Genomic DNA, 24,904 nt, shown 5'->3' with positions numbered 1-24,904 from the left:
TGTGACACATGCGACACCCATACTTTGAGAATCCTTTCTCAAAGGTCTTGCGTGTGCCCGTGACCGGCTGACACGCTCAAAGTGCGCCGGCCGCCAGGGGTCACAACGTCGTCACTCCTGATGCCCGGTGCCGCCGAACAACCACCCCTGGACCTGGCCACCGCCGCTCCAGGTGTTCGCGACATGTGAACCCGTTCACAAACGTGGAGTGATTCCACCACCTGACGAAGGAGTGGACCGCATGGACTGGCGCCACCGCGCAGCCTGCCGTGACGTGGACCCCGAGCTGTTCTTCCCCATCGGCAACACCGGGCCCGCGATCCTGCAGATCGAAGAGGCCAAGCAGGTGTGCAAGCGCTGCGACGTCACCGACGCCTGTTTGCGATGGGCACTCGAATCCGGCCAGGACTCGGGCGTGTGGGGCGGCATGGGCGAGGACGAGCGCCGCGCCCTCAAGCGCAGGGTCCGCCGGAGTGTTCATGGCAGTGCCCTCGGCGTCGGGCGCTAGGCGCGCTGTATCCATTGCAGTGCCCTCGGCGTCGGGCCTTGGCGGCCCTCCTTCCACGGGCACTGCGTGTGATCGCTGCATCGCTCCGACTCGCCCTGGAGGGCTCGCTGCGCGATCGGATTCTTGCTTCGCTTGAATCCGGCTTCGCTCGCGATCACAACGTTCCGGCTCGTGATCGCTAAGGTTCGAACCCTCTTGCGGGCTTGCCGACCCCCTCGGGCGGTGACCTGTTAGGCCGAACGCTATGGACGGGGCGGGCCGGGGCGGTGGTGCGGGTCCACCGGGACGTCCACCACCACCTCCGTCCCGCCGCCCTCGTGCGGCCTGAAGTCCAGGTGGCCGCCCAGCTCGCCCACGATCAGCGTCCGGACGATCTGGAGCCCCAGGCTGTCGCTGCTCTCCACGTCGAAGTCCGCCGGGAGGCCCTTGCCGTCGTCGGCGACGACGACCACCAGGCGGGGGCCCCGCGTCCTCGGGCCCTCCGCGCCCTGCTGCGGCCCGTGCCCGCCGGGCGCCGGCCACTCCCCTTGGACCGGCACGCCGCCCGGGTCCGGCGCCGGGCCGCCGTCGCCGTAGCGGTGCGCCGCCACCTCAAGCGTCCCGAACCGGTTCGCCAGGCCGTGCTCCAGCGCGTTCTGCAGCAGCTCCGTCAGCGCCATCGCCAGGGGCGTCGCGACCTCGGCGGGCAGGACCCCGAAGTTCCCGGTCCGCTTCGGCGTCACCTTCGTCTCCGGCGTCGACACCTCGCCCGCCATCATGATCACGCGGTCCGCGATGTCGTCGAAGTCGATCAGCTCGTCGGGGGTGTGGGAGAGGGTCTCGTGGACGATCGCGATCGACCCGACGCGGCGGACGGCCTCGTCCAGGGCGGCGCGGCCCTCGGGGATCTGGAGGCGGCGCGCCTGGAGGCGCAGCAGCGCCGCGACCGTCTGGAGGTTGTTCTTCACCCGGTGGTGGATCTCCCGGATCGTCGCGTCCTTGGTCATCAGCTCCCGGTCGCGCCAGCGCAGCTCGGTGACGTCGCGGCACAGCACGATCGCGCCGATCCGCGTCCCGCCGACGACCAGAGGGATCGTCCGCAACTGCATGACCGACCCGTGCGCCTCCACCTCCACCTCGCGGGGCGCCCGGCCGCTGAGGACGACGCTCAGCGCCTCCTCCCTCGGCTCGCCGGTGTCGCACAGGTCCGCGGTGACCTGCCCGAGCGACTCCCCCACCAGGTCGGCGGGGAACCCGAGCCGCCGGTAGGCCGACTGCGCGTTCGGGCTGGCGTAGCTCACGCGCCCGGAGCGGTCCAGGCGCATCAGGCCGTCCCCGACCCGCGGCGAGCGGACGAGGTTCGGCTCCTCGCCCGGCACCGGGAACCGCCCCTCGGAGATCATCTTCGCGAGGTCGCTGGCGCTCTGCAGGTAGGTCAGCTCCAGCCGGCTCGGGGTGCGCGCGGAGCTGAGGTTCGTGCTGCGCTGGATCACGCCGAGGATCTTGGCGCCGCGCCGCACCGGGATCGACTCCTCCCGGACGGGGATGCCGCTCCCCCATTCCGGGTCGCCCTCCCGCACGATGCGGCGCTCCCGCCAGGCCACGTCGATCAGGCCGCGCCGTCCCGTCCGGACGACCCTGCCGACGAGGTCCTCGGGGTAGGCGGTCGGACCGGTCGTCGGCCGCATCTGCGCGATGGCCACCCAGCCGGGCACCGCCGCGCCGGTGTCGAGCACGACCGGCTGGCGGCGGGCGGGACCGGTCCCGGCGTCGGCGGGCAGCACGTCCGCCGACCGCAGCGGCACCCACAGCAGCAGGTCGGCGAACGACAGGTCCGCGAGGAGCTGCCAGTCCGAGACCAGGGCGTGCAGCCACTCCACGTCCGTCTCGGTGAGGTCGGTGTGATCGCGGACGAGATCGGTCAAGGTAGGCACCCGACCATCATCGCCGATGGGTTTTGGAGGCCCCCGGCCGTCCCCCGGGCATCCCAGACTGGGAGGATTCCGGAATGACCGCAACGGGAGACCCGCTGGCCAGGTTCCGCGACGCCGCCGTGCGCCGCGCCGACGCGGGGCTGCGCCGCACCCTGCGGCCGCGCACCCCCGACCACGACGGCCTGGTCGACCTGGCCTCCAACGACTACCTCGGGCTCGCGGGCGACCCCCGGCTCGTCGCGGGCGCGGTCGCCGCCGCCCGCGAGTGGGGCACCGGCTCCGCCGCGTCGCGGCTGGTCACCGGCACGACGCGGCTGCACGACGAGCTGGACCGCAGGCTCGCCGCGTTCGCCGGGGCCCCCACCGGGCTCGTGTTCTCCTCCGGCTTCATGGCCAACCTCGGCGCCGTCACCGCCCTCGCCGGGCCCGGCACGCTGGTGGTGTCCGACCAGGTCAACCACGCCTCGATCGTGGACGCCTGCCGGCTGTCGCGGGCCCGCGTCGTGATCGTCCCGCACGGGGACGCCGCCGCCGCCGAGGAGGCCCTCGCCGGACGCGAGGAGGAGCACGCCCTCGTCGTCACCGACGCGGTGTTCTCCGTGGACGGCGACCTCGCTCCCCTCGCCGGGCTGCACCGCGCCGTCCGCGCGCACGGGGCGCTGCTGGTGGTCGACGAGGCGCACGCCCTCGGCGTCGTCGGCGACCGGGGCCGGGGAGCCGTGCACGCCGCGGGCCTGGCCGGGGAGCCGGACGTGGTCCGCACCCTCACGCTGTCGAAGTCGCTGGCGTCCCAGGGCGGCGCCGTCCTCGGCGCCCCCGAGGTGATCGACACGCTCGTCGACACCGCCCGCGCGTTCATCTTCGACACCGGCCTGAACCCGCCCGCCGCGGGGGCCGCGCTGGCCGCGCTCGACGTCCTCGAATCGGACCCGGACCTGCCCCGCCGCGCCCGTGACCGGGCCCGGCGCATGGCAAACCTCGCGACCGGTTCCGGCCTGGAGACCGCCACCCCTGCCGCGGCCGTCGTCCCGGTGTTCCTGGGCGAGCCGCACGCGGCGCTCCGGGCCGCCGAGATCTGCGCTGAACACGGCGTCCGCGTAGGGTGCTTCAGGCCCCCCTCGGTCCCCAAGGGCCGCGCCTGCCTCCGGCTGACGGCACGCGCCACCGTGGACGAGGCAGACCTCACAAGGCTCGCGGCAGCCCTGGCGGAGGTCGCACGCTCTACCGCCCGTAGTCTTCACGCATAACATCGGGGAAAACCGATGATGAACGTGAGGAGATGCCGTGACGGAGGTCAGGGGCGGGCCCCGGCACGGGGGCGGATTCGACCACGGATTCGAACGGGCCACACTCGGGGAGATCAGCAGGCACCACGCGAGCCAGGCGCCGCGCATACCGAAGTACTACAAACTGAAAGAGCTCCTCGTGGAGCTGATCCAGTCGCTGCCCCCGGGCAGCCCCCTCCCGCCTGAGCGGACGCTCGCCGAGAAGTACGCGACGTCCCGCACCACCGTACGGCAGGCCCTCGCCGAGCTCGTCGTCGAGGGCCGCCTCCAGCGGATCCAGGGCAAGGGCACCTTCGTCGCCAAACCCAAGGTCTCCCAGGAGCTCCAGCTCGTCAGCTACACCGAGGACATGCGCCACCACGGGCTGCGGCCCGAGACCCGCATCCTGGAGGCGGGCTACGTCAGCGCCGACGAGCGTCTCGCCACCCTGCTCCGCATCCGCCCCGGGGGACGGGTCCTGCGCATCCACCGGCTGCGCCTCGCCGACGGCGAGCCGATGTCCGTCGACACCTCCCACCTGCCGGCACGCCGCTTCCCCGGCCTGCGCCGCGAGCTGCCCCGCCATCACTCCCTGTACGAGACGCTCGCCACCGCCTACGACGTCCACCTGACCGAGGCCGAGGAGACGATCGAGACCGTCCTCGCCACCCCGCACGACGCGCAGCTCCTCGGCGTGGACGTCGGCCTCCCCATGCTGCTGCTCTCCCGTCACGCCTTCGACACCACGGGCCAGCCGGTGGAGTGGGCCCAGTCCCTCTACCGCGGCGACCGCTACAAGTTCATCACCCGCCTCCGCAGGTGACCCCCGGGTGCCACGTTCGGTGACGCGAATTCCGCGATCCGACTACGCTCCGAACACACGTTCCCCACGATGACCGGAGCAGATCGCGAGGAAGGAGTCACCGAAAGTGACGGTTGTCGATCACACCGGGCCCATGCTGTTGCCGGACACGGCCTACGACATGTGGGCCCGCGGCGAACTCGACGACTTCGTCCACGCGCCCGAAAGCTCCCGGGTCGAAGTCATCGGAGGATCAGTCGTCGTGTCACCGCCCCCCGCGCTGGAGCACAACGCCGTCGTCGGCGACATCTCCTATGCCCTGGCCCAAGCCCGCGCCGGACGAGAAGGATTCCCGTGGCGTGCCGACCAAGGGACCGGACTCTCGCTCGTGGGCATCGGCGAGGGGTTCAGCCCGGACCTGGTGGTCCTTGACCGCGACGTGTACCTCGCCGCCCGGCGATCACGTGTGAAGACGCTGGTCCCCGACCAGGTCGAACTCGTCGTCGCGGTCACCTCGTCCAGCACCGCCGAGAACGACCGGCGTCCCGCGAAGAGCACGAGGAAACAGCCCGAGAGCAGCAAGTGGAACCGCTACGCGGTGGCCGAGATCCCCTACTACCTGCTGGTCGACCGCTCCCCCAAGATCATGAAGTCGACCCTGTACTCCATCCCGGACCGGGGCTCGGCCGCCTATCTGCATGAGGAGTCGTGGCCGTTCGGGGACACCGACCGGCTCCCCGATCCGTTCGACTTGGACATCGACACCTCCGAGTGGACGCCCTGGCAGGACTGAGACACCGGCTCCGGCTCCCGCCGTGCGCTCCCGTCCGGGGGATCACGGCGGGAGGCGGGTCACAGGCTCTTGGGCGGGGTCACAGGGTCTTGGAAAGGGCTTTGATCGGCATCTGGAGCTCGGTGAGGAGGTCCAGGTCCTTCTCGGCGGGGCGGCCGAGCGTGGTCAGGTAGTTGCCGACGATGATCGCGTTGATGCCGCCGAGCATGCCCTCGCGGGTGCCGAGGTCGCCGAGGGTCAGCTCCCGGCCGCCCGCGTACCGCAGGATGGTCCGGGGCAGGGCCAGCCGGAACGCGGCGATCGTGCGGAGCGCCTCGGTGCCCTCCACCAGCGGGAAGTCGGCGAAAGGGGTGCCCGGGCGGGGTGCGAGGAAGTTCAGCGGGACCTCGTCGGGGTCCAGCTCGGCGAGCTGCGCCGCGAACTCGGCGCGCTGCGCGACGGTCTCGCCCATGCCGACGATGCCGCCGCAGCACACCTCCATCCCGGCTCCCTTGACCATGCGGAGGGTGTCCCAGCGCTCCTCCCACGAGTGGGTCGTCACCACGTTCGGGAAGTGCGAGCGGGCCGTCTCCAGGTTGTGGTTGTAGCGGTGGACGCCCATCGCGGCGAGCTCGTCCACCTGCGCCTGGGTGAGCATGCCGAGCGAGCACGCGATGTTGATCTCGACCGCGTCGTTGATCGCCTTGACGCCGTCGCGGACCTGCGCCATCAGCCGCTCGTCCGGGCCCCGGACGGCCGCGACGATGCAGAATTCGGTCGCGCCCGTCCGCGCGGTCTCCTTCGCGGCCTCGACCAGCTCGGGGATGTTCAGCCACACCGAGCGGACGGGGGACTCGAACTTGCCCGACTGCGAGCAGAAGTGGCAGTCCTCCGGGCAACCGCCGGTCTTGAGCGACACGATGCCCTCGACCTCGACCTCCGGGCCGCACCACCGGACGCGGACCTCATGCGCGAGGGCGAGGAGGTCCTCCAGCCGGTCGTCGGGCAGGGTCAGGCACTCCAGCACCTGGTCCGCCGCCAGCCCCCGGCCCTCGTCCAGCACCTGCCGCCGCGCCACATCGAGGATGTCGGTCACGTGTCCCCCTTCTCCAGCACCGAATCCCGGAAGGTAGCAGGGTCGAATCCGCCGCCGAACGCCGGGGCGAGGCCCCGCCGCGCGGCGGCGAGGAACTCGGCCGGGCCGAGGGCGCCCGCGCCCTCCGGCAGCACGCCCGCCAGCGGCCGGGCGGCGATCGTCTCCAGGTCGCGGACGTTGCTGCGCATGGCGAGGTCGGGCTCGTCCGGCCACGCGCCGATCACGACGCCCGCGAGCTGGACGCCGCGGTGCGCCATCGCCTCCAGGGTGAGCGCGGTGTGGTTGAGGGTCCCGAGTCCCGGCCGCGTCACCACGACGACGGCGGCGCCGAGCCAGCGCGCCAGGTCCGCGATCGTGGTCCCCTCCTCGTCGTAGCGGACGAGCAGCCCGCCCGCCCCCTCCACCAGCACCAGCCTGTTGCCCGCGGACAGCTCCCGGACGCGTTTCGCCACGTCCGGCAGCCGGACAGGCGGGAGCCCCGCGCGGCGGGCCGCGGCGGCGGGCGACAGCGGGTCGGGGAACCGCGCGAACTCGTGGACGTCGCCGATCCCGGCGAGCCGCGCGACGTCGTCGAGGTCGCCGGGCTCCCCGTCCCCCACCCCGCTCTGGCCCGGTTTGACGACGGTGACCGGCGCGCCGCGCGCGGCGGTCACCGCGGCCAGCGCGGCGGTCACGACGGTCTTGCCGACCCCCGTGCAGGTCCCGGTAATCACGAGCACGCTCACGAGCCGCACACTAGCGCGCGGGAGCGGCGGCGTCGGGTACCGGATCCCACAGTCTTCGGCGCCGGATCTTGTCGCGGGGAACCGGCCGGGCGTCCCGCGCGTCCAAGGGCGCATGGCCGGTCCGTACGCACGTCTCAGCTGGGTCGTGGCGCTCGCCTGCACGAGCGCCCTCACCGCCTGCGACGGGGACTCCCGCGTCACCAAGCCCCCGCATTCGCTCGCGTCTCCCACCGCTTCCGCGCCGCCGTCCTCGGCCGCGCCCTCGACCGCGCCCCCCGCCGACAAGGACCCCGCCGGTGAACACCTCGTGCTGCGATGGCGCGAGACCGGAGGATTCGTCGGCAAGGGCGGCCCGGGATCCCTGCCTGACTTCTCCCTCTACTCGACGGGCCGCGCCGTGGTCGCGTCCGGGGGCGACCCCGTGGAGTACCGCCTGAAACCGGCGGCGCTCCGGCGTCTCCTGGACGAGGCGCGCGCGGCCGGTCTCGGACGCTCCCACACGACCGGCTCCGGTCAGGTCGCCGACGCGATCACCCTGGAGTTCACCTTCGGCGACGCCACCACGAAGATCATCCAGCCGGAGTCGCAGTCCGACCCCGCGGTCAGGTTCCGCGAGCGGCTGGACCCGCGCGGCTGGCCCGCCGCCGACCTCGCCGCCCCGCGCCGCTCCTACTCGCCCGCGCGGGTCGCGATCCTCGCGGGCGAGGGCGCCGACGGGACGGTCAAGAGCTGGCCCCTGTCCCCGCTCGGGAAGGGCGAGCAGTCCGCCGGCGGCATCTGCACCCTGGCCCCCGCGGCGAAGGTCCCCGACACCCGTCCCGGCATCGCGTGGCGCAGCCAGGGCAAGACCTACTCCGTCCGCCTCCGGCCGCTGCTCCCCGGAGAGTCCACCTGCCGCGACATCGCCTGACGGCCCGCCGCCGCCCGGCCGCCGGTCCCGCGTTCAGGACGGCCCGAGCGCTCCGTGAGCGGAGCAGCGGGCCGTCCAGCCCAGGGGCGTGACCTGGACGACCAGGCGGCGGCGGCACCGCGGGCAGTACCTCGGCGGTTCCATCAGCCGGGCGGCGCGGCACGCGTCGTGGTCGCCGTCGCGTGCGGGGCCGCCGCACCGGTCGCAGTAGGTGTCCACGGCGGCCCCCTCAGGCCGGGAGCGGGCGCATCCGCGCCACGACACCGGTGTCGTACGAGCCGTCCGTGAACTCGGGACGGTCGAGGAGCTCGTCCAGGAACGGCAGGTTCGTGTGGATCCCCTCGATCCGGAACGCTCCCACGGCGGCCCGTGCGCGCCGCAGGGCGTGGTCGCGGTCGTCGCCGTGCACGCACAGTTTGGCCAGCAGCGGGCCGTAGTAGGGGGTGACGGTGGTGCCCTCGGCGTAGCCCGCGTCGATGCGGATGCCGTCGCCGACGGGCTCCTCCCAGACCTTGATCTCCCCCGGTGAGGGGCGGAAGCCCCGCGGGTCCTCGGCGTGGACGCGGAACTCGACCGCGTGGCCGCGCGGGGTCGCGTCGGTGAACGAGACGGGCTCGCCCGCGGCGATCCGCAGCTGCTGCTCGACGAGGTCGATGCCGGTCACCAGCTCGGTGACGGGATGTTCGATCTGGAGGCGGGTGCTCATCTCCAGAAAGAAGAACTCCTGCGCGACGGGATCGACGACGTATTCGACGGTGCCGGCCCCCCGGTAGCCGACGGCCTCGCCGGCGCGGACGGCGGCGTCGAGCATCCGCGCGCGCAGCCCCGGGGAGACACCGGGCGACGGCGTCTCCTCGACGATCTTCTGGTGGCGGCGCTGGACGGAGCAGTCCCGCTCGCCGAGCGCGAGGACGGTGCCGTCGGGCAGGCCGAGGATCTGCACCTCGACGTGCCGGGCCCCCTCGACGTACCGTTCCAGGAGGACGCCGGGGCCGCCGAACAGGCGCTCGGCGTGGCCCCGCGCCGCCTCGTAGGCGCCGCGGAGATCGGTCTCGTCGTAGGCGGCGGCGAGGCCGATGCCGCCCCCTCCGGCGGCGGGCTTCACCATCACGGGGTAGCCGATGCGCTCGGCCTCCTCCACCGCGGTGGCCGCGTCCGGGACGGGCTCCCACACGCCGGGCGCGACGGGGACGCCCGCCTCCTTCATCAGGTTCCGGGCGTTGATCTTGTCGCCCATGCGGGCGACGACGAGCGGCGGCGGCCCGACCCAGACCAGGTCGTGCCCGGCGACCTCGCGGGCGAACGCGGCGTTCTCGGCGAGGAACCCGTACCCGGGGTGGAGCGCCTGGGCGTTCGTCCGGCGCGCGGCCTCCAGTACGGCGGCGGCGTTGAGGTAGCTGCGGGCCGGGTCGCCGGGCCCGAGCAGGATCGCCTCGTCCGCCTCGGCGACGAACGGCAGGGACGCGTCGTCCTCGGAGTACACCGCGATGGCCTTGAGCCCCATCGAGCGGACGGTGTGGATGATCCGGCTGGCGATCTCACCGCGGTTCGCCACCAGAACGGACTCGAACACCCGCGGGCCTCCTTCTGCGGTGGGGGCGGGCCGACCCGGCCGACACTAGCGCCCGCCGCGCCGCCGCGTCCGCCACGGATCGACAAAGTCGGGACGGCGGATTTGTCACCGCCCTCAGGACCGGGGGCGGCGGTCGACGACGCGGCTGAGCGCCTCGACGACGGTCGGGTCGTACTCGGCGGCGGAGTCGAGCCGCAGCCGTTCCAGGACGGCGGCGCCGCGATCGCGGTCGGCGGAGTCGCCGACGAGGTCGTCGTAGGCGTTGGCGACCTTGATGACGCGCCCGGCGAGCGGCGGCGGGACGGGACGGGACGCGGCGGCGGGGTCGGCGGCGGGGTCGCCGGCGGCGCCCTCGCGGCCCGTCCGGTAGGGGTGCGACGACAGCCGGACGATGTGGGCGACCCGGTCCAGCACGCCCGTCTGCTTGATCACCTCGGCGCCCAGCTCGGCGATGCGGCGCTGCTCGGCCGGGGAGGCCAGCACGGTGGCGCCGCCGGGGATGGGGTCGCCGAGGGACAGCTGCCCGATGTCGTGCATCAGCGCCGCGTACTCCAGTTCGAGCAGTTCCTCCTCCGACATGCCGAGCTCGCGGCCCATGGACACGGCGAGCTGCGACACCCGCCGCGAGTGCCCGGTCTCGACGTAGCCGCCGACCTCGGTGACCCGCGACAGGGCCCGGACGGTCTGCAGGTAGGTGGCGCGGATCCCGGCGTACCTGCGGAACGCGAACTGGGTGACCAGGATCGGCACCGTGAAGATCAGCAGCGCGGCCTCGCCCATCGCGGTGGTCGCGACGGCGATCAGCATGGCGGTGGCGCTGGTGGCCGCGCACAGCCCCAGCTTCGCGTCCACCTCGTCCCGCAGGGCGATGCCGAACCGCGCGCGGACGGCCTCCGCGCGGATCATCGCCGCGATCAGGACGTCGGTGAAGCAGGCCGCGACCACGGCGACGCCCATCACGGCCAGCAGCAGCTGCCAGGGCAGGCGGAACGACAGCAGCGGGCGGAAGCACAGGGCGACCACCGCGACGGTGAACAGCCGGCGCGCCATCGCGTCGGGACGCGGGGAACGGCCGACGGCGATGTGCGGCAGCGACCCGACGAGCATCCCGGCGGCGGTCACCGCGACGACCTGGAGGGGCGAGTGCGCGGCGGCCTCGACGCCGAGCGGCGCGCCCGGCGGGGCGTTCTCCGGCCCGACGCCGACCAGCAGGGCGTATCCGGTCGCGCCGGCGCTGGCGATGGGCGCGACCTCGCGGTTGCCGGGCATCACCATCCGGAACAGCTCGCCGAGCGCGATCAGCACGCCGAAGATGATCGCGACGTCGGGCTGGACGAGCCGCACGGCGGCGACCTGGGTGATCGCGACGATGACGAACAGGCCGGCCGTGGCGATGAGCAGGAGCTGGCCGGAGTCGATGGTCTGCCACGCGGCCCGCTCCCGGGACCGCATCTTGGTGCTGCTCATGGGGGGCCGTGTCACCGCCGCGCTTCGTCGCCGGCGACCTTGAGCGGGGCGCTCGGGTCGTCGTGGTCCTGCTGGGTGGTCTCGACGACGTCGTCGTCCGGCAGGACGACCGGGTCGGGCGGGTCCCAGCCGTCCCGCTCCAGCGCGCGCAGGAACGCCTCGACCATCGCCGGGTCGAAATGGTCCCCCATGCCGCGGCGCAGCTCCCGGACGGCCTCCCGCGTGGTGCGGGCGGCGCGGTAGGAGCGGGTCGAGGTCATGGAGTCGAACGCGTCGGCGACGGAGATGACCCGGGCGAACTCGGGGATCTCGTCGCCGGCGAGGCCCATCGGGTAGCCGCGGCCGTTCATCTTCTCGTGGTGGTGCATGATCCCGGCGAGCGCCTCGTCCAGGAACCCGATCTCACGGACGATCTCCAGCCCGCGCATCGGGTGCAGCTGGATCGCGGCGAACTCCTCCTCGGTCAGGGAGCCGGACTTCTGCAGCACCTTGGTGGGGACGCCGAGCTTGCCGACGTCGTGCAGCATCCCGGCGTACCGGATCGCCTCGACGCGGTCGGCGCGCATCCCGATCTCCTGGGCGATCATCACCGACCCGCGGGAGACGCGCTCGGAGTGGCCGCGGGTGTAGAAGTCCTTGGTCTCGACGGCCTGGCACAGCGCGGCGAGGGTCGCGGCGTGCGCCTGCTGCTGCGCGTGCGCCTGTTCGAGCGCCCACCGGGCGACGAACAGCGGCAGCAGCACCAGGACGGCCGACAACGGCCCGACGCGCGGCCACAGGCCCGCGATCAGCAGGCCGAACATGCCGTAGCCGAGGCAGCCGAACGCGAGCTGGCCGCTCTCGCTCAGCAGCTCGCGCGGCGCCGCCTGCCGGCTGAGCAGCAGCACGCCCGCCATCAGGGACAGGTTGACCAGGACGAACGTGGCGAGGGCACCGAGGAAGGGGCCGGTGACGTGCTCGACCCAGTGGGCCTTGCCGGGCTTGAACTCATGCCCGCCGAGCAGGTCGAAGACGGTTCCGGCGATGAAGCCGCTGATCGCGAACTGGGCGCCGTTGAACACTCGCTTCACCGGGGCGAAGAAACGCTGGCCGGTGACCAGCGCGCAGACGCCCAGCAGCGCCGCGCCCTCCGGGCCGAGCAGCACCACCGAGGCCAGGCTCGCGGCGAAGCTGAGCGAGACCCTGGCGCGCTCGACGTTCAGGCGCGCGGGCGCGGAGTCGCAGATCAGGAAGAGCAAGGCCAGCACGGCCAGCTTGGTCCAGTCCAGCTCCGCGAAGGACGACGTCGCGATGAGCCCCGCCGCGAGGGCGGCCACACCGCACACGTACGCCCAGGCAGCAGGAGGAAGTCCACGCATTGCCGCCCCCTCGGGAGTGACGAATGAGCGGGCCGCCGCCGGGATCGGTCGTGCCTGCCGGCACTAGACCCAGGACACGCCCTTGGGCATCATCAGCGACGACGACGCCGAGGCGCTCGGGTGCCGGCCGTCACCGGCCGGCATCTCACGCTTCATGCCTGCTCTGCCTCCCCCCGCCGATCCGGGCCGTCCGGCCTCGCGGCCGGCCGCCGGGACCGTCCGGTCCCGGTCCTCCCGGGCGAGCACATACCCCGATTTCCGGGGCGTGCACTTGCTCCCGTCGCTGATTTCGGCACAAGCCTAACGCTCGCGGCCCGGGCCACACAGGCAAGCAGAGAATCGTGAGCAAAGCGTGAACCAATCGTCACCTCACGTGATCATTTGTCCGTCCGGAAAGGGCCACGTCGTTTGCCTTCAAACGCTCGTCCGGGCACGCCATGCACGTGCACCACCACGAGAAGTCACAAACGCAGTCAGAATCGGGTCCGGAAAACATTCCGCAGCGCTCAGGCGCGTCCGGCGGTGCTGCGTTCCCGCGCCCAGGCGACGGTGTCGGCGAGCCCTTCGCGCAGGCCGGTCGCCGCGGTCCAGCCGAGGGCCTCTCGCGTCGGGCCGGGGTCCACCGCCATGGCGGGGAGGTCGCCGAGCCGGGGCGGCGCGGACCCTGGCTCGTCGGGGGCGCCCGCCGCGGCGGCGACGAGCGTGTGCAGCTCCCGGTCGGTCGTCTGCAGCCCCGTGCCCACGTTGAACCGTCCGCCGCCGCCCTGGTCGCCGGTGGCGCGGGCGAAGGCGTCCACGACGTCCAGGACGTGCACGTAGTCGCGGGTCTGCGTGCCGTCGCCGAACACCCGCGTCGGACGGCCCGCCAGCAGCGCGTCGGTGAAGATCGAGATCACGCCCGCCTCGCCCTCGGGCGTCTGCCGCGGCCCGTACACGTTGGCCAGCGTCAGCGTGGTGAAGTCGAGGCCGTGCAGCTCCCGGTACATCCGCGCGTAGATCTCGCCGGAGACCTTGGACGCCGCGTACGGCGAGGCCGGGCGAAGCGCCGCGCCGGGCGGGACGGGCAGCGCGTCCGGCACCCCGTACACCGCGCAGCTGGACGCGAAGACGACCTTGCGCGCGCCCGCCGCCCGCGCCGCCTCCAGCACGTTCGCGGTGCCCACCACGTTGACGCGGGCGTCGCGCAGCGGATCGGCGACGCTGACGCGCACGCTCACCTGGGCGGCGAGGTGGCAGACCACCTCGGGAGGCCGCGCGGCGACCCGCACGGCGAGCGCCGGGTCCGCGACGTCCATCTCCCACAGTTCCATGGCCGGGTTGACGTGGGAGCCCGAGGACAAGTCGTCCACGCCGACGACCTCGTGGCCGTCGGCCAGGAGCCGGTCGACGAGATGGGATCCGATGAATCCGGCCGCGCCGGTGACGAGAACGAGCATCCCCCGCACGATACCGAGGGCGCCCTGCCCCGAGGCCCGCTCAGGCGGTCTCGGTCCTCCCGGCGTCGCCGGCCTTCTTGATCTCGCCGCAGATCTCCTCGATCCGGCCGAGGACCTTGCTGCGCAGCTCGTCCGGCGCCTGCTCGCAGGCGCACGACTTGCTGACGAGCTTCTTGACGGCCTCCTCCAGCCCGTACTCGCGCAGGCAGGGCCCGCATTCGTCGAGGTGCTCGCGCACCTCGCCGCAGCCCCCCTGGTCGAGTTCGCCGTCAAGATAGGTGTACACCCGCGCGAGCACCTCGTCGCACGGGGTCTCGTGGTGGTTGCCACAACTCATGGCTCACTCACCCTCCTCATGCACCGCGTGGGCGGGCGCGGTGTCCGGCCTGCCGCACGCCTCCGCGCGGCGGACGCTCTCCCTGCTCATGCGGGGCCTCCGCTCGTGCGCGTGAGGCCACGGTCCCGAGCGTAGTCCTCCAGCATGCCGCGCAGCTGCCGGCGGCCCCGGTGCAGCCGCGACATCACGGTGCCGATGGGCGTGCCCATGATCTCGGCGATCTCCTTGTAGGCGAAGCCCTCGACGTCGGCGAGGTAGACCGCGATGCGGAACTCCTCGGGCAGCTCCTGCAGCGCCCGCTTGACGTCGGAGTCGGGCAGGTGCTCCAGGGCCTCGGCCTCGGCGGACTTCAGCCCGCTGGAGGTGTGCGACTCGGCGCGCGCGAGCTGCCAGTCCTCGATCTCCTCGGTGGCGGCCTGCTGCGGCTGGCGCTGCCTCTTGCGGTAGGAGTTGATGAACGTGTTGGTCAGGATGCGGTAAAGCCACGCCTTGAGGTTGGTGCCTTCCTTGAACTGGTGGAAGGACGCGAACGCCTTGGCGAAGGTCTCCTGGACGAGATCCTCGGCGTCCGCCGGGTTGCGCGTCATGCGCAGCGCGGCCGAATACAGCTGGTCCAAGAACGGGAGCACGTCGCGCTGGAACCGCTCCTGGCGCTGCTCCACGGTCTCCGTGGTGCCCGGTACCTGACCCACCCCCTTGACTGCGGCGACGCCGGCGGCGTCGTACCTCACAGACGATATCGGTCCGCGCGGCCTGATCACGCGGGCGGGGGCCTTGGCGTCGCCGGGCGGCGCCGTCCTCCCGGCGTTCCGCGTGGGATCGGCAACGGCCGTGGTCATCAGTCACACCTCCGCTGTACTGGTGTTTGTGAGACGGTGCAACGCCGGGGCGTCCCCGACGATTCCCTGACCGGGGGCGGCACGCGAAACGGTTTCCGGAGGTTTCCCGGAGGCCGGGTCACCCACCCCGACCTGCACGGAGGGTGATGACGGCCGCCGGACGGGGAAAGAAGTCACATACATGGCGAGAACAGGAGCAAACCGTTGCTACCGGTGCCGGCGCGACCTCCCGAGCCCACCATCGCCAGCCTGCGCGACGCCCCCTCGGAGGAGGCCGGGGACTCGCTGGCGAGCTACTGGACGTTCTACTGGGCGGTCGCGGAAGCCCAGCTCACACGCTGGTTGCCGCGCCGCCCGTCACGGGTGCTGGACATCTCGGGGGACCGCGGCCGCAGCGCCCGCCGCGCCGCCGGCGCCGGCCACTCCGTCCTGGAGGTGCGGGACCCCCTGCTGGAGCGCCCCGGTTCGGCCGGGCACGCGGCGTCCGGTAACGGGCATCGGCGGCCGGGAAACGGACGGTCCGCAAGGGGACGCGGCGCGACCGTCGTGGCCGGTGACTCCGGCGCCCTCCCCTTCGTCGCCGACGCCTCGATCGACGCCGTCATCGCCGAGAACCGCGTCCTGTCCCGCCACCTCGCCACCGAGGCGACGGTCACCGAGATCGCCCGCGTCCTGCGCCCGGGCGGCCGCGTCCTGCTGTGCGTCGACTCCCTGACCCTGGGCATGGCGCTGCTGGCCGAGCAGAACTACTGGGCGCACCTGTCGGACGTCCCGTCCGCCGAGGTCGTCCTCGTCCCCTGGCCCGACGGGACGATCACCCGCTGCTTCTGGGCCGAGCAGCTGCGCGAGCTCCTCACCGAGGCCGGCCTGGAGGTCGAATGGATCAGGCCGCGCACCGTCCTGTCCCCCTCGACCGTCGAACACGTCCTGTCCTCGGCCCCGCGTGCGCTCCCCCGCCTGGTCCGCACCGAGCTCAACGGCCCCCCGGCCGACGACTCCCTGGGAATCCACCTCCTGGCCAGCGCCAGAAGGCTGGACCGAAAAGCAACCGAACACCCACCCGAATCGAACAAGTAGTAACCAAAGCCCCAACAACCAGACCGTTGCGATCGCGTCCGAAGGCAGTTGCGAGCGAAGCAAGCAACTGATCGCGCAGCGAGCCCTCCGGGCGAGTTCGAAGCGATGCAGCGATCGCCGCAGTGCCCGCCGAAGGAGGGCGCCCCAGCGCCCGACGCCAAGGGCACCGCAATGAACACAGCGCCGCGGTTAGAACAGGGCGTCGGAATCGTTACCCGGGCTATCCCCGTCCGTGGCGGGTTCTATGAGTTGCGGCCCGTTGTTCTTGACGTTGTTGACCGCCTTGGACACCGGGTAGGCGTCCATCGTCCCGGCCATGGCGGGGACGAGCAGGCCGCGGACCTCGTCGACGTCGGTCAGCTCGGGGTCGAGCCAGGACTCCCAGCGGCCGGGTTCGACGACCATCGGCATCCGGTCGTGGATGCGGCCGAGGTCGTCGGGCGCGTCGGTGGTGATCACCGTGCAGGTCCAGACCCACTCGTCCTCGGGGCTCTTCCACAGCTCGTAGAGGCCGGCGATGGCCATGAGGGCGTCGTCCCTGGGGCGGATGAAGAACGGCTGCTTGCGCGGCTTCGGCTTCTTCCCGTTCTTTCCGGCGGGCTCGTCCTGGCCTTCGAGGGTGTACCACTCGAAGTAGCCGTCGGCGGGCAGCAGGCAGCGGCGCTTGGCGAAGGCGCGGCGGTAGGACGGCTTCTCGTGCGCCGTCTCCACCCGCGCGTTGATCATGCGGGAGCCGATGGACAGGTCCTTGGCCCAGGAGGGCACGAGCCCCCAGCGCAGCGTGCGCAGCTGGCGGACGGCGGCCTCCTCCTCGGGGGCGTCCTTGGGCCGCCGGGTGAGGACGGCGGGGACCTGCTTGGTGGGGGCGACGTTGTAGTCGGGCTCGATGTCCCCGTCGACGGCGTCGAGCTGGACCTGGAACTCGTCCAGCAGCTCCTGACGGGCCCGGGTGGTGGCATAGCGACCGCACATGCCTCCATCCTGCCCGCTTGAGGCGCTGCGCGGTGGGCATGTAGCGGGTCATGCGACCCATCACGACCTTGGCCCGCCCGTTCGTGGCGGCGCCGTACATCATGTCCGGGCTGGACGCGCTCCGGGATCCGCGCGGGCGGGCCGAGCAGGTCGGCCCGTCCGTCAAGCCGATCGCCGACCGCGTCGAGTGGCTGCCGAAGGACCCGGAGGCGCTCGTCCGGATCGAGGGCGCGCTGAGCCTCGGCACCGGCGCGCTGCTGCTGACGGGCAGGCTGCGGCGGCTGACGACGCTGCTGCTCGCCGCGCAGCTGCTGCCCGCGCTGGCCACCGAGCACCGCTACTGGACCGAGGACGACCCGGAGCGCCGCGCGAACGAGCGGTCGCATCTGCTGAAGAACGCCGGGCTGTTCGGGGCGCTGCTGATGGTGGCGGGAGAGCCGCGCCGCGCGCCGCGGACGGCGCAGCTGCGCAGGCGTGCGCGGGAGACGCAGATCCGCAGCGGCGCGGAGGTGAAGGCGCTGCGCCGCGAGGCCGCGCTCACGCTCAGGGAGGCGCGGCGCGAGGCGGCCCGGCAGGTGCGGCAGGCGCGTGCCGAGGGCGCGCGCAAGGCGGCCAGGTCCGGCAGGGGCGCCGCGAAGGCCGCCAAGACGGCGAAGGCAGCTGGGAAGGCCGCCAAGGTGGGCAAGGCGGGCAAGTCCGTCAAGGCCACGGCCAGGAAGGGCAGGGCGCTGGCCGGGTCCCGGCGCTGACTCCGGGGGCCGGTTTCCGAAGACAACCTTAAAAAAGGCTCAAGAGGGTTGAACCGTGCGCCGCCGCGTGCCCGTACTGCAGGCTGACCGCCCGTTCCCCCGACCGACGGAGACGCCCGGCCATGGCAGCACCCGGATCGACCGGACGCCGGACCGGCGGGCTGCGGAGCCTCATCCGCAGGCCCGGCGCGCCGGACCGGCCGCAGCCGAGATCGGCTGACGACGACGAGCGCATCGTCGCCGAGCTGTATCGCGACTATCACCGTCCGCTTCTGGCGTTCGTTCTGAGGCTCACCGGCGGGGACCGCCAGTGGGCCGAGGACGTGGTGCAGGAGACCATGATCCGCGCGTGGCGGAGCGCCGACCGGCTGGACGACCGCACCGCCTCGCTGATGCCCTGGCTCGCCACGGTCGCCCGGCGTATCGTGATCGACAACCGGCGGTACCGGGAGGTCCGGCCGCCGGAGGTAGGCGACAGCCCCCTGGAGCACCTGCCAATGGCGGACGAAATGGACGGTCTGCTGCACAAGGTCGTCGTGGCGGAGGCGCTCGCCTCACTCTCGCCCGCGCACCGCCAGGCGCTGACGGAGACCGTGCTGCGGGACCGGACGGTGAACCAGGCCGCTGAGGCGCTCGGAATCCCGGTCGGAACAGTGAAATCCCGGGTGTACTACGCATTGCGCGCATTGCGCGTCGCCTTGGAGGAAAGGGGCGTGACAGCATGAGCTCTCAGGTCGAGCACACCGATGTCGGCGCCTACGCGCTGGGCCTCCTGGAGGAGGCCGACCGCCGCGCCTTCGAGGCGCATCTCGCCGAATGCGGGTCGTGTTCGGGCGAGCTGCGGCAGATGGCGGGAATGGCAGAGGCCCTTTCGGGGATCGGACCGTTCCTGGAGTCGGCGGACCGGGCGGCGGACGAGCCTCCCGCGGGCCCCGGCCGGCACGGCGGAGCGAGCGGCGCGTCCGCCGGGCCGCCCGGGACGGTGCCGTCCATCAGCCCGCCCGCGCCCGGGGAGGAGGACCCGTCCGCCCCGGCGGCGCCGGTCATCGACATGCTGCGCCAGAAGCGGCGGGCCGAGCGCCGGTTCCGGCGTGGGACGTACATCATCGGGACGGCGGCCGCCGCCGCGCTGCTCGCCACCGGCGTGACCATCGGCGCCTCGCTGGACGACGGCGCCGCGCCGTCCGACCAGCACTCCGGTCACGGCCCCGCGCAGGCCCTGGTCATCTGGGGCGAACGCCACCGGGCCAGCAATGCCGCGACGGGCGCCTCCGGCGTCGTCGGACTGGAGAGCAAGGGCTGGGGGACGCACGTCGGGCTGGAGCTGCGCGGCGTCAAGGGCCCGCTGAAGTGCCACCTGGAGGCCGTGTCGCGCAGCGGCGAGCGCAGCGTCGTCACGGGCTGGCAGGTCCCGGTCAAGGGGTACGGCGTGCCCGGCTCGCCCGCCCCGCTGATCACGCACGGCGGCACCGGGATCGTCCGGGGCGACCTGAGCCGCTTCGAGGTGGTCGTCGACAACGGCGGGCCCGTCCTGCTGACCATTCCGCTCTGATTCCGCTCTGATTCCGCCGGTCATCGACCGAGAACCGCCAGGCCCGGTATTCGCACCGGGCCTGGCGTTTTTCTGCCATTAATGGCACGCTCCATCATCTTCTGCACGCAAAAAAGACCTGTCACCACTGAACCCTGGGCCCGGCGCCGTCCGTGCGACTGGTTGAAGGCAGAACAACATTTCCGCACAGCCGAAGTGACGGACGATCCTAGAGACCAGGGATAAATCGATGTCCATTCGTAAAATCGCACTTCCGGCGCTCGCCGCCGCCGCTTTCATCGCCGCCGGGGCGGGCGTCGCCGGCGCGGCGGGAATGGCCGGTGCCGCGGGCGGCCGACCCGGGACCGCCGGTGGCCGGGACGACGTGACCTTCCTCGCCGCGAGCCTCAACGGCGGCAACGAGGTGCCGGCGAAGGGCGGGCCCGCCGTCGGGGACCGTGACGGCAGGGCCCTGGCGGTGCTGCGGATCCAGGGCGACCGCCTCTGGTACGCGCTGCGCTGGCAGAACATCGCGGCCCCGACCGCCGGGCACATCCACCTGGGCGCCGCCGGGACCAACGGCGCGGTCAAGGTGCCGTTCTTCGCGGGGACCCTGCCGGGGTCGGCCAGGGCCGTGACCGGCACCGTCACGATCACCGACAAGGACACCCTCGCCCGGCTCCGCGACGACCCGGGCGGCCTCTACGCCAACCTGCACACCGGTGAGTTCCCCGGCGGCGCCGTCCGCGGGCAGCTGCACAAGCTGACCCGGCCCGCCGACCTCAACGGGGTCCTGAACGGCGGCTCCCCCTCGACGCTCCAGTCCATCGCGGACGGGGCGCAGGAGGTCCCGGCGCCGGACGGCAAGCCGACCGGCGACCCGGACGGCCGGGCGAGCGGGCTGGCCCGCGCCCACGACGGGACGCTGGCGTGGAATCTCACCTGGTCGTCGATCGCGCCGCCCACCCTCGGGCACATCCACCGGGGCGCCCGGGGCGCCAACGGGCCGGTCGTGGCGGACCTGTTCGCCGCGCCGTCCGGGCTCCCGGCGTCGGTGACCGGCATCGCCGGCGTCTCGCAGGTCGCGCCCGGCCTGGCGCGCGAGATCACGAACGCGCCCGGCGGCTTCTACACCAACCTGCACACCGCCGAGTTCCCCGGTGGCGCCGTGCGCGGCCAGCTCGCCCCCGCCCCCGGCCGCACCCCCCGGGCGTTCACCAGGGCGGTCGTGTCGGGTGGGCAGATCTACCGCTGCACCGCGCAGCCGTCCGGCGGGAACGCCTACACCCAGGAGGGCGTCGCCGCGGTGCTGGAGGACTCGGTGCGCCACAGCTTCGTCAACCCCGGGCCCGCGGGCCCGCCGCAGTGGGTGGCCCCCGACGGCAGCGCGGTGACGGGCAAGGCCGTGATCAAGACCCCGCACGGCGATGGCAACATCCCCGAGCTGGTGCTGGACGCCACGCAGACCGGCGCGCAAGGCGGCCTGCTGTCGAGCACGGCGCAGATCCTGAGGCTGAACACGGTCGGCGGCGTCGCCCCCGCCGGGACCTGCGACCCGGCGACGCGGCCCCTGGTCCGCGTCCCGTACAAGGCCGACTACGTCTTCATCGGATGATCTTCGGAACGCCTCCGCCGACCGGGGCCGATAGCCTTGCGGGTATGTCCTCACCGCACTGGCCGGCCCCGGTCGCGCACGTCCCGGTCGACGCCACCGTGCCGCTGCCCGGCTCGAAGTCGATGACGAACCGGGCGCTGGTCCTCGCCGCGCTGGCCGAGGGCCCGTCCCGCGTCACCCGGCCCCTGCGCAGCAGGGACACCGAGCTGATGGCCGGGGCCCTGCGCGCCCTGGGCGCCGGGATCGAGGCCGACGAGGCCGGCGGGGGCCACGACGGCTGGCGGGTGCTCCCGGCGGACCTCACCGGCCCGGCGCGGGTGGACGTGGGCCTGGCCGGGACCGTGATGCGGTTCCTGCCGCCGGTCGCGGCGCTCGCGTCCGGCAAGGTCGCGGTCGACGGCGACCCGCGCGCCCGCGAGCGGCCGATGGGCCCGATCATCACCGCGCTGCGGGCGCTCGGCGCCGACGTCGACGACGGCGGGCGCGGGGCGCTGCCCTTCACCGTGCGGGGCACCGGCGCGGTGCGGGGCGGGCCGGTCACGATCGACGCGTCCGGGTCGTCGCAGCTGGTGTCGGGGCTGCTGCTGGCCGCCCCGCGGTTCGAGAAGGGCGTGGAGGTCCGGCACGAGGGGCCGCCGGTGCCGTCGGCGCCGCACCTGGCGATGACCGTCCGGATGCTGCGGGACGCCGGGGTGGCGGTCGAGACCGGCGAGGACGTCTGGCACGTCGCGCCCGGTCCCGTCCGGGCCCGCGAGTGGCCCATCGAGCCGGACCTGTCGAACGCCGCGCAGTTCCTGGGCGCCGCGCTGGTGACGGGCGGCCGGGTGACCGTCCCCGGCTGGCCGGAGGCGACGACCCAGCCGGGCGACGCGCTGCGCGGCCTGCTCGCCGCCATGGGCGCCGAGGTCTCCCGGGGGCCGGACGGCCTGACCGTGCGGGGCCCGGGCGGGTTCTGCGGGCTGGACGCCGACCTGCACGAGGTCGGGGAGCTGACGCCGGTGCTCGCCGCGCTCGCCGCGCTCGCGGACTCGCCGTCCCGGCTGACGGGGATCGCGCACCTGCGCGGCCACGAGACCGACCGGCTGGCGGCGCTGGTCACCGAGATCAACGCGCTGGGCGGGGACGCGCGCGAGCTGCCGGACGGCCTGGAGATCCGGCCGAGGCCGCTGCACGGCGGCGTCTTCCACACCTACGACGACCACCGGATGGTCATGGCCGCGGCGGTGCTGGGACTCGCCGTTCCCGGCGTGCGGGTGGAGAACCCGGCCACCGTGGGCAAGACTCTTCCGGACTTCACAGGGTTGTGGGCGTCGATGCTGGCGCCCGCCTGAGACAGGGACGCGGACCACTGGCACGACGAGCACGCGACTACGACGAGGACGACGTCCGGGTGCGCCCCGGGCGCCGCGGGTCACGCCCGCGCACCCGCCGCCGTCCCGCGCACGAGGACGCCTCCCCCGGGTTCGTCACCGCCGTGGACCGCGGCCGCTACCGCTGCCTGGTGAACGCCGGGGCCCCCGGGGAGCGCGCCGTCACCGCCATGCGGGCCCGCGAGCTCGGCCGCAAGGGCGTCGTCGTCGGCGACCACGTCGCGCTGGTCGGGGACGTGTCGGGCGACACCGACACCCTCGCCCGGATCGTCCGGGTGGAGCCGCGGACGTCGTCGCTGCGCCGCACCGCCGACGACACCGACCCGTTCGAGCGGATCATCGTCGCGAACGCCGACCGGCTCGTGATCGTCACGGCCCTCGCCGATCCGGAGCCCCGCCCCCGCATGATCGACCGGCAGCTCGTCGCCGCCTACGACGCGGGGATGGACCCGCTGCTCTGCCTCACCAAGGCCGACCTCGCCGACCCCGCCGGGCTGGTCGCCGAGTACGCGCCGATCGGCGTCCCCTACGTCGTGACCCGGCGCGGCGGCGGCCTGGAGGAGCTGCGCGGCCATCTGTCCGGGCACACCAGCGTGCTCGTCGGTCACTCCGGCGTCGGGAAGTCCACCCTGGTCAACGCGCTGGTCCCGGACGCCGAGCGCGCGGTCAGCCACGTCAACGCGGTCACCGGGCGCGGCCGGCACACCTCGTCCTCGGCCATCGCGCTGGAGCTGCCCGGCGGCGACGGCTGGATCATCGACACGCCGGGCGTGCGGAGCTTCGGGCTGGCGCACGTCGAGCCGGAGAACGTCGTCCAGGCGTTCGAGGACCTCGCCGAGGGCGCGGCGGAGCGCTGCCCGCCGCAGTGCGACCACCTCCAGGACGACTGCGGCCTGGACGGCTGGGTGGAGGACGGCCACGCCAGCCGCGCCCGCCTGGACTCCCTGCGCCGCCTGCTCGCCAGCCGCGAGGGCGAGGCCGAGTAGCCGGACACGGGCCGCCGGTCCGCCCCGGGAGGCCATGTCCCCTATTTCGAGACGTTTCCCAAAACGCTCCGGGCGCCGTCCCGAGCCCGGGACAATGACCGCATGGAACGGCGAGCGGTGCTCAAGGCGGCCCTGGGCGGCCTGGCCGCTGCCGGGTGCTCCGGCGAGGACCGGCCGTCGCCCGCGCGGGCGACGCGGCCCGCCGCCGGGTCCCCTGGAGCGACCGTGACCCCTTCCGGCTGGGACGCGCTGCCCAAGTACCTCAAGGGCAGGCTCGTCCGTCCCGATGACGACTCCTACGACGAGGCGCGCCGCCTCTACATCCCCAGGTACGACGGCATACGGCCGCAGGGGATCGCCTACTGCGCGTCCCCCGCGGACGTGAGCACCTGCCTGGCGTTCGCCGTCCGGAGCAAGGTGCCGGTGGCGGTGCGCTGCGGCGGGCACAGCTACGCGGGCTGGTCCACGGGCACCGGCCTGGTCATCGACGTCTCCGCGATGAGCGCGGTGACGGTGGACGGCGGCCGCGCCACCGTCGGCGCGGGGACCCGGCTGATCGATCTCTACGACCGGCTCGCCCGCGAGGGCGTGGGCGTCCCGGCCGGAAGCTGCCCGACGGTCGGGGTGGCCGGGCTGACGCTGGGCGGCGGCCTGGGCGTCACGTCCCGCGCGTACGGGCTCACCTGCGACGTCCTGGAGTCGGTCGAGGTCGTGACCGCGGACGGGCGGATCCGGGTCTGCGACGCCCGCCGCGACGCAGAGCTGTTCTGGGCATGCCGGGGCGGGGGCGGCGGGAACTTCGGGGTCGCCGTCTCGTTCACCTTCCGCACGCACCGCGTCGGCGACGTCACGCCGTTCACCCTGCGCTGGCCCTGGTCGCGGGCCGCCGAGGCGATCCGCGGCTGGCAGCGCTGGGCGCCGTCCGCGCCGGACTCCGTGTGGACGAGCCTCCAGCTCAACAGCCGGCCGTCCGACGGCGTCCCGAGCGTGGAGGTGTCCGGGGTGGCGCTCGACGACGCCGGGCCGCACATGGACCGGCTCACCGCGGCGGCCGGCGTCGATCCCGGCACGTCCAGCGCCCGGGCCCGCCCCTACATGGACGCGATGAAGTTCATGGCCGGCTGCGCCGGGAACACGGTCGAGCAATGCCACGGCCAGGGCACCCTTCCCGGTCAGCGGCCCGGCGGCGCCTTCCCGAGGACGGACTACGCCGGCCGGTCGCACGTCGCGTACCGGCCGCTGCCGGACGCCGCGATCGGCGCGCTGCTGCGGCGCTTCGAGCAGGGGAACGGCGTCGCCGACCGGTCCGTGCTGATGGACGCGATGGGCGGCGCCATCGGGCGGGTGCGCCCCGGCGACACGGCGTTCCCGCACCGGGCCGCGCTGTTCTGCGTCCAGTACCTCGCCCCCGACGCGGCCTGGCTGGACGGGACGCACCAGGCGATGGAGCCCTACCTCGGCGGCACCGCCTACGTGAACTACGTCGACGGCTCGCTGAAGGGCTGGGCGCGCGCCTACTACGGCGCCAACCTGGAACGGCTCGCGAAGGCGAAGGCGGCCTACGACCCCGGCCGCCTGTTCAGCTTCCCGCAGGCGGTCTGAC

General features: G+C 73.4%; 24 protein-coding genes. 13 read left to right on the top strand and 11 right to left on the bottom strand.

Going from position 1 to position 24,904, the window contains the following annotated elements:
- Nucleotides 1-241 precede the first annotated feature (241 nt).
- Nucleotides 242-508, top strand: coding sequence for a WhiB family transcriptional regulator (locus AGRA3207_RS30280; RefSeq protein ID WP_231330544.1), 267 nt, complete (start codon nucleotides 242-244; stop codon nucleotides 506-508).
- Between the two features lie 242 nt (nucleotides 509-750).
- Here AGRA3207_RS30280 and AGRA3207_RS30275 read toward each other — a convergent pair whose 3' ends face one another.
- Complete coding sequence (locus AGRA3207_RS30275) at nucleotides 751-2,421, bottom strand: sensor histidine kinase (protein WP_231330543.1); 1,671 nt, start codon at nucleotides 2,419-2,421, stop codon at nucleotides 751-753.
- Nucleotides 2,422-2,495: 74 nt separating this feature from the next.
- Here AGRA3207_RS30275 and AGRA3207_RS30270 point away from each other — a divergent pair, with 74 nt between their 5' ends.
- The 3 genes from AGRA3207_RS30270 (at nucleotide 2,496) to AGRA3207_RS30260 (ending at nucleotide 5,281) form a co-directional block, all read left to right on the top strand.
- Nucleotides 2,496-3,668 carry an 8-amino-7-oxononanoate synthase gene (locus AGRA3207_RS30270; protein ID WP_231330542.1) on the top strand — a complete coding sequence of 391 codons (1,173 nt, stop codon included), beginning with the start codon at nucleotides 2,496-2,498 and terminating at the stop codon, nucleotides 3,666-3,668.
- 37 nt (nucleotides 3,669-3,705) lie between these two features.
- Nucleotides 3,706-4,509, top strand: coding sequence for a GntR family transcriptional regulator (locus tag AGRA3207_RS30265; protein WP_420830804.1), 804 nt, complete (start codon nucleotides 3,706-3,708; stop codon nucleotides 4,507-4,509).
- 106 nt (nucleotides 4,510-4,615) lie between these two features.
- Entirely contained in the window at nucleotides 4,616-5,281 is a 666-nt protein-coding gene (locus tag AGRA3207_RS30260; RefSeq protein WP_231330541.1) for a Uma2 family endonuclease, read from the top strand.
- A 79-nt stretch (nucleotides 5,282-5,360) separates the two neighbouring features.
- Here AGRA3207_RS30260 and bioB read toward each other — a convergent pair whose 3' ends face one another.
- Together bioB and bioD are read right to left on the bottom strand one after the other, a co-directional pair.
- Nucleotides 5,361-6,356, bottom strand: coding sequence for a biotin synthase BioB (gene bioB / locus AGRA3207_RS30255; RefSeq protein WP_231330540.1), 996 nt, complete (start codon nucleotides 6,354-6,356; stop codon nucleotides 5,361-5,363).
- Nucleotides 6,353-7,081 (bottom strand): dethiobiotin synthase, encoded by a 729-nt coding sequence (gene bioD, locus AGRA3207_RS30250; protein WP_231330539.1) that lies wholly within the window; start codon nucleotides 7,079-7,081, stop codon nucleotides 6,353-6,355. The genes bioB and bioD overlap by 4 nt, the downstream gene beginning before the upstream one ends.
- Nucleotides 7,082-7,193: 112 nt before the next feature.
- On the opposite strand from bioD, the gene AGRA3207_RS30245 reads away from it, so the two are divergent.
- On the top strand, nucleotides 7,194-7,991 hold the full coding sequence (locus AGRA3207_RS30245) for a hypothetical protein (RefSeq protein ID WP_231330538.1): 798 nt from the start codon (nucleotides 7,194-7,196) through the stop codon (nucleotides 7,989-7,991).
- 33 nt (nucleotides 7,992-8,024) lie between these two features.
- Here the strand turns inward: AGRA3207_RS30245 and bsaP are convergent, their stop codons facing one another.
- The 7 genes from bsaP to AGRA3207_RS30210 all read right to left on the bottom strand — a co-directional run bounded on the left by bsaP (nucleotide 8,025) and on the right by AGRA3207_RS30210 (nucleotide 14,854).
- A complete protein-coding gene (bsaP, locus tag AGRA3207_RS30240; protein ID WP_231330537.1) occupies nucleotides 8,025-8,210 on the bottom strand; it encodes a biotin synthase auxiliary protein BsaP in 186 nt (61 codons plus the stop codon).
- A gap of 10 nt (nucleotides 8,211-8,220) precedes the next feature.
- Nucleotides 8,221-9,564 (bottom strand): acetyl-CoA carboxylase biotin carboxylase subunit, encoded by a 1,344-nt coding sequence (locus AGRA3207_RS30235; RefSeq protein ID WP_231330536.1) that lies wholly within the window; start codon nucleotides 9,562-9,564, stop codon nucleotides 8,221-8,223.
- A 114-nt stretch (nucleotides 9,565-9,678) separates the two neighbouring features.
- Nucleotides 9,679-11,031 (bottom strand): HD-GYP domain-containing protein, encoded by a 1,353-nt coding sequence (locus tag AGRA3207_RS30230; protein ID WP_231330535.1) that lies wholly within the window; start codon nucleotides 11,029-11,031, stop codon nucleotides 9,679-9,681.
- 11 nt (nucleotides 11,032-11,042) lie between these two features.
- Entirely contained in the window at nucleotides 11,043-12,389 is a 1,347-nt protein-coding gene (locus AGRA3207_RS30225) for an HD-GYP domain-containing protein (protein WP_231330534.1), read from the bottom strand.
- A 506-nt stretch (nucleotides 12,390-12,895) separates the two neighbouring features.
- Nucleotides 12,896-13,825, bottom strand: coding sequence for an NAD-dependent epimerase/dehydratase family protein (locus tag AGRA3207_RS30220; RefSeq protein ID WP_231330533.1), 930 nt, complete (start codon nucleotides 13,823-13,825; stop codon nucleotides 12,896-12,898).
- A 40-nt stretch (nucleotides 13,826-13,865) separates the two neighbouring features.
- Nucleotides 13,866-14,162, bottom strand: a complete 297-nt coding sequence (gene rsrA, locus AGRA3207_RS30215) for a mycothiol system anti-sigma-R factor (RefSeq protein WP_231330532.1) — start codon at nucleotides 14,160-14,162, stop codon at nucleotides 13,866-13,868.
- An 86-nt stretch (nucleotides 14,163-14,248) separates the two neighbouring features.
- Nucleotides 14,249-14,854, bottom strand: coding sequence for a sigma-70 family RNA polymerase sigma factor (locus AGRA3207_RS30210; protein ID WP_231336437.1), 606 nt, complete (start codon nucleotides 14,852-14,854; stop codon nucleotides 14,249-14,251).
- Nucleotides 14,855-15,214: 360 nt separating this feature from the next.
- On the opposite strand from AGRA3207_RS30210, the gene AGRA3207_RS30205 reads away from it, so the two are divergent.
- The gene (locus AGRA3207_RS30205) at nucleotides 15,215-16,078 is read left to right on the top strand and encodes a class I SAM-dependent methyltransferase (RefSeq protein ID WP_231330531.1); all 864 of its coding nucleotides are present in this window, start codon (nucleotides 15,215-15,217) and stop codon (nucleotides 16,076-16,078) included.
- Between the two features lie 189 nt (nucleotides 16,079-16,267).
- Here AGRA3207_RS30205 and AGRA3207_RS30200 read toward each other — a convergent pair whose 3' ends face one another.
- Nucleotides 16,268-17,050, bottom strand: coding sequence for an SOS response-associated peptidase (locus tag AGRA3207_RS30200; protein WP_231330530.1), 783 nt, complete (start codon nucleotides 17,048-17,050; stop codon nucleotides 16,268-16,270).
- A 50-nt stretch (nucleotides 17,051-17,100) separates the two neighbouring features.
- On the opposite strand from AGRA3207_RS30200, the gene AGRA3207_RS30195 reads away from it, so the two are divergent.
- The 7 genes from AGRA3207_RS30195 to AGRA3207_RS30165 all read left to right on the top strand — a co-directional run bounded on the left by AGRA3207_RS30195 (nucleotide 17,101) and on the right by AGRA3207_RS30165 (nucleotide 24,903).
- Complete coding sequence (locus AGRA3207_RS30195) at nucleotides 17,101-17,799, top strand: DoxX family membrane protein (RefSeq protein WP_231330529.1); 699 nt, start codon at nucleotides 17,101-17,103, stop codon at nucleotides 17,797-17,799.
- 122 nt (nucleotides 17,800-17,921) lie between these two features.
- On the top strand, nucleotides 17,922-18,524 hold the full coding sequence (locus AGRA3207_RS30190) for a sigma-70 family RNA polymerase sigma factor (RefSeq protein WP_231330528.1): 603 nt from the start codon (nucleotides 17,922-17,924) through the stop codon (nucleotides 18,522-18,524).
- Nucleotides 18,521-19,351: an anti-sigma factor family protein gene (locus AGRA3207_RS30185; RefSeq protein ID WP_231330527.1), complete on the top strand. Its 831-nt coding sequence runs from the start codon at nucleotides 18,521-18,523 to the stop codon at nucleotides 19,349-19,351. Before AGRA3207_RS30190 ends, AGRA3207_RS30185 begins: the two co-directional genes overlap by 4 nt.
- A 229-nt stretch (nucleotides 19,352-19,580) precedes the next feature.
- Nucleotides 19,581-20,945 carry a CHRD domain-containing protein gene (locus tag AGRA3207_RS30180; protein ID WP_231330526.1) on the top strand — a complete coding sequence of 455 codons (1,365 nt, stop codon included), beginning with the start codon at nucleotides 19,581-19,583 and terminating at the stop codon, nucleotides 20,943-20,945.
- A gap of 44 nt (nucleotides 20,946-20,989) precedes the next feature.
- On the top strand, nucleotides 20,990-22,276 hold the full coding sequence (gene aroA, locus AGRA3207_RS30175) for a 3-phosphoshikimate 1-carboxyvinyltransferase (protein WP_231330525.1): 1,287 nt from the start codon (nucleotides 20,990-20,992) through the stop codon (nucleotides 22,274-22,276).
- Nucleotides 22,249-23,301, top strand: coding sequence for a ribosome small subunit-dependent GTPase A (rsgA, locus tag AGRA3207_RS30170; RefSeq protein WP_420830803.1), 1,053 nt, complete (start codon nucleotides 22,249-22,251; stop codon nucleotides 23,299-23,301). The genes aroA and rsgA overlap by 28 nt, the downstream gene beginning before the upstream one ends.
- A 102-nt stretch (nucleotides 23,302-23,403) precedes the next feature.
- Nucleotides 23,404-24,903, top strand: coding sequence for an FAD-binding oxidoreductase (locus AGRA3207_RS30165; protein ID WP_231330524.1), 1,500 nt, complete (start codon nucleotides 23,404-23,406; stop codon nucleotides 24,901-24,903).
- The last annotated feature ends 1 nt before the right edge of the window (nucleotide 24,904 follow it).

Origin of the sequence: Actinomadura graeca, assembly GCF_019175365.1 — a bacterium.
Taxonomy (GTDB): Bacteria; Actinomycetota; Actinomycetes; order Streptosporangiales; family Streptosporangiaceae; genus Spirillospora; species Spirillospora graeca.
This window is presented reverse-complemented; position numbering and strand designations above follow the sequence as displayed.

Bases quoted from the DNA above. Each gene is read 5' to 3' on its own strand.
- AGRA3207_RS30280 (WP_231330544.1), top strand. From the start codon at position 242: ATGGACTGGCGCCACCGCGCAGCCTGCCGTGACGTGGACCCCGAGCTG.
- AGRA3207_RS30270 (WP_231330542.1), top strand. From the start codon at position 2,496: ATGACCGCAACGGGAGACCCGCTGGCCAGGTTCCGCGACGCCGCCGTG.
- AGRA3207_RS30245 (WP_231330538.1), top strand. From the start codon at position 7,194: ATGGCCGGTCCGTACGCACGTCTCAGCTGGGTCGTGGCGCTCGCCTGC.
- AGRA3207_RS30230 (WP_231330535.1), bottom strand. From the start codon at position 11,031: ATGAGCAGCACCAAGATGCGGTCCCGGGAGCGGGCCGCGTGGCAGACC.
- AGRA3207_RS30225 (WP_231330534.1), bottom strand. From the start codon at position 12,389: ATGCGTGGACTTCCTCCTGCTGCCTGGGCGTACGTGTGCGGTGTGGCC.
- AGRA3207_RS30220 (WP_231330533.1), bottom strand. From the start codon at position 13,825: ATGCTCGTTCTCGTCACCGGCGCGGCCGGATTCATCGGATCCCATCTC.
- rsrA (WP_231330532.1), bottom strand. From the start codon at position 14,162: ATGAGTTGTGGCAACCACCACGAGACCCCGTGCGACGAGGTGCTCGCG.
- AGRA3207_RS30200 (WP_231330530.1), bottom strand. From the start codon at position 17,050: ATGTGCGGTCGCTATGCCACCACCCGGGCCCGTCAGGAGCTGCTGGAC.
- AGRA3207_RS30195 (WP_231330529.1), top strand. From the start codon at position 17,101: ATGCGACCCATCACGACCTTGGCCCGCCCGTTCGTGGCGGCGCCGTAC.
- AGRA3207_RS30190 (WP_231330528.1), top strand. From the start codon at position 17,922: ATGGCAGCACCCGGATCGACCGGACGCCGGACCGGCGGGCTGCGGAGC.
- AGRA3207_RS30185 (WP_231330527.1), top strand. From the start codon at position 18,521: ATGAGCTCTCAGGTCGAGCACACCGATGTCGGCGCCTACGCGCTGGGC.
- AGRA3207_RS30180 (WP_231330526.1), top strand. From the start codon at position 19,581: ATGTCCATTCGTAAAATCGCACTTCCGGCGCTCGCCGCCGCCGCTTTC.
- aroA (WP_231330525.1), top strand. From the start codon at position 20,990: ATGTCCTCACCGCACTGGCCGGCCCCGGTCGCGCACGTCCCGGTCGAC.
- AGRA3207_RS30165 (WP_231330524.1), top strand. From the start codon at position 23,404: ATGGAACGGCGAGCGGTGCTCAAGGCGGCCCTGGGCGGCCTGGCCGCT.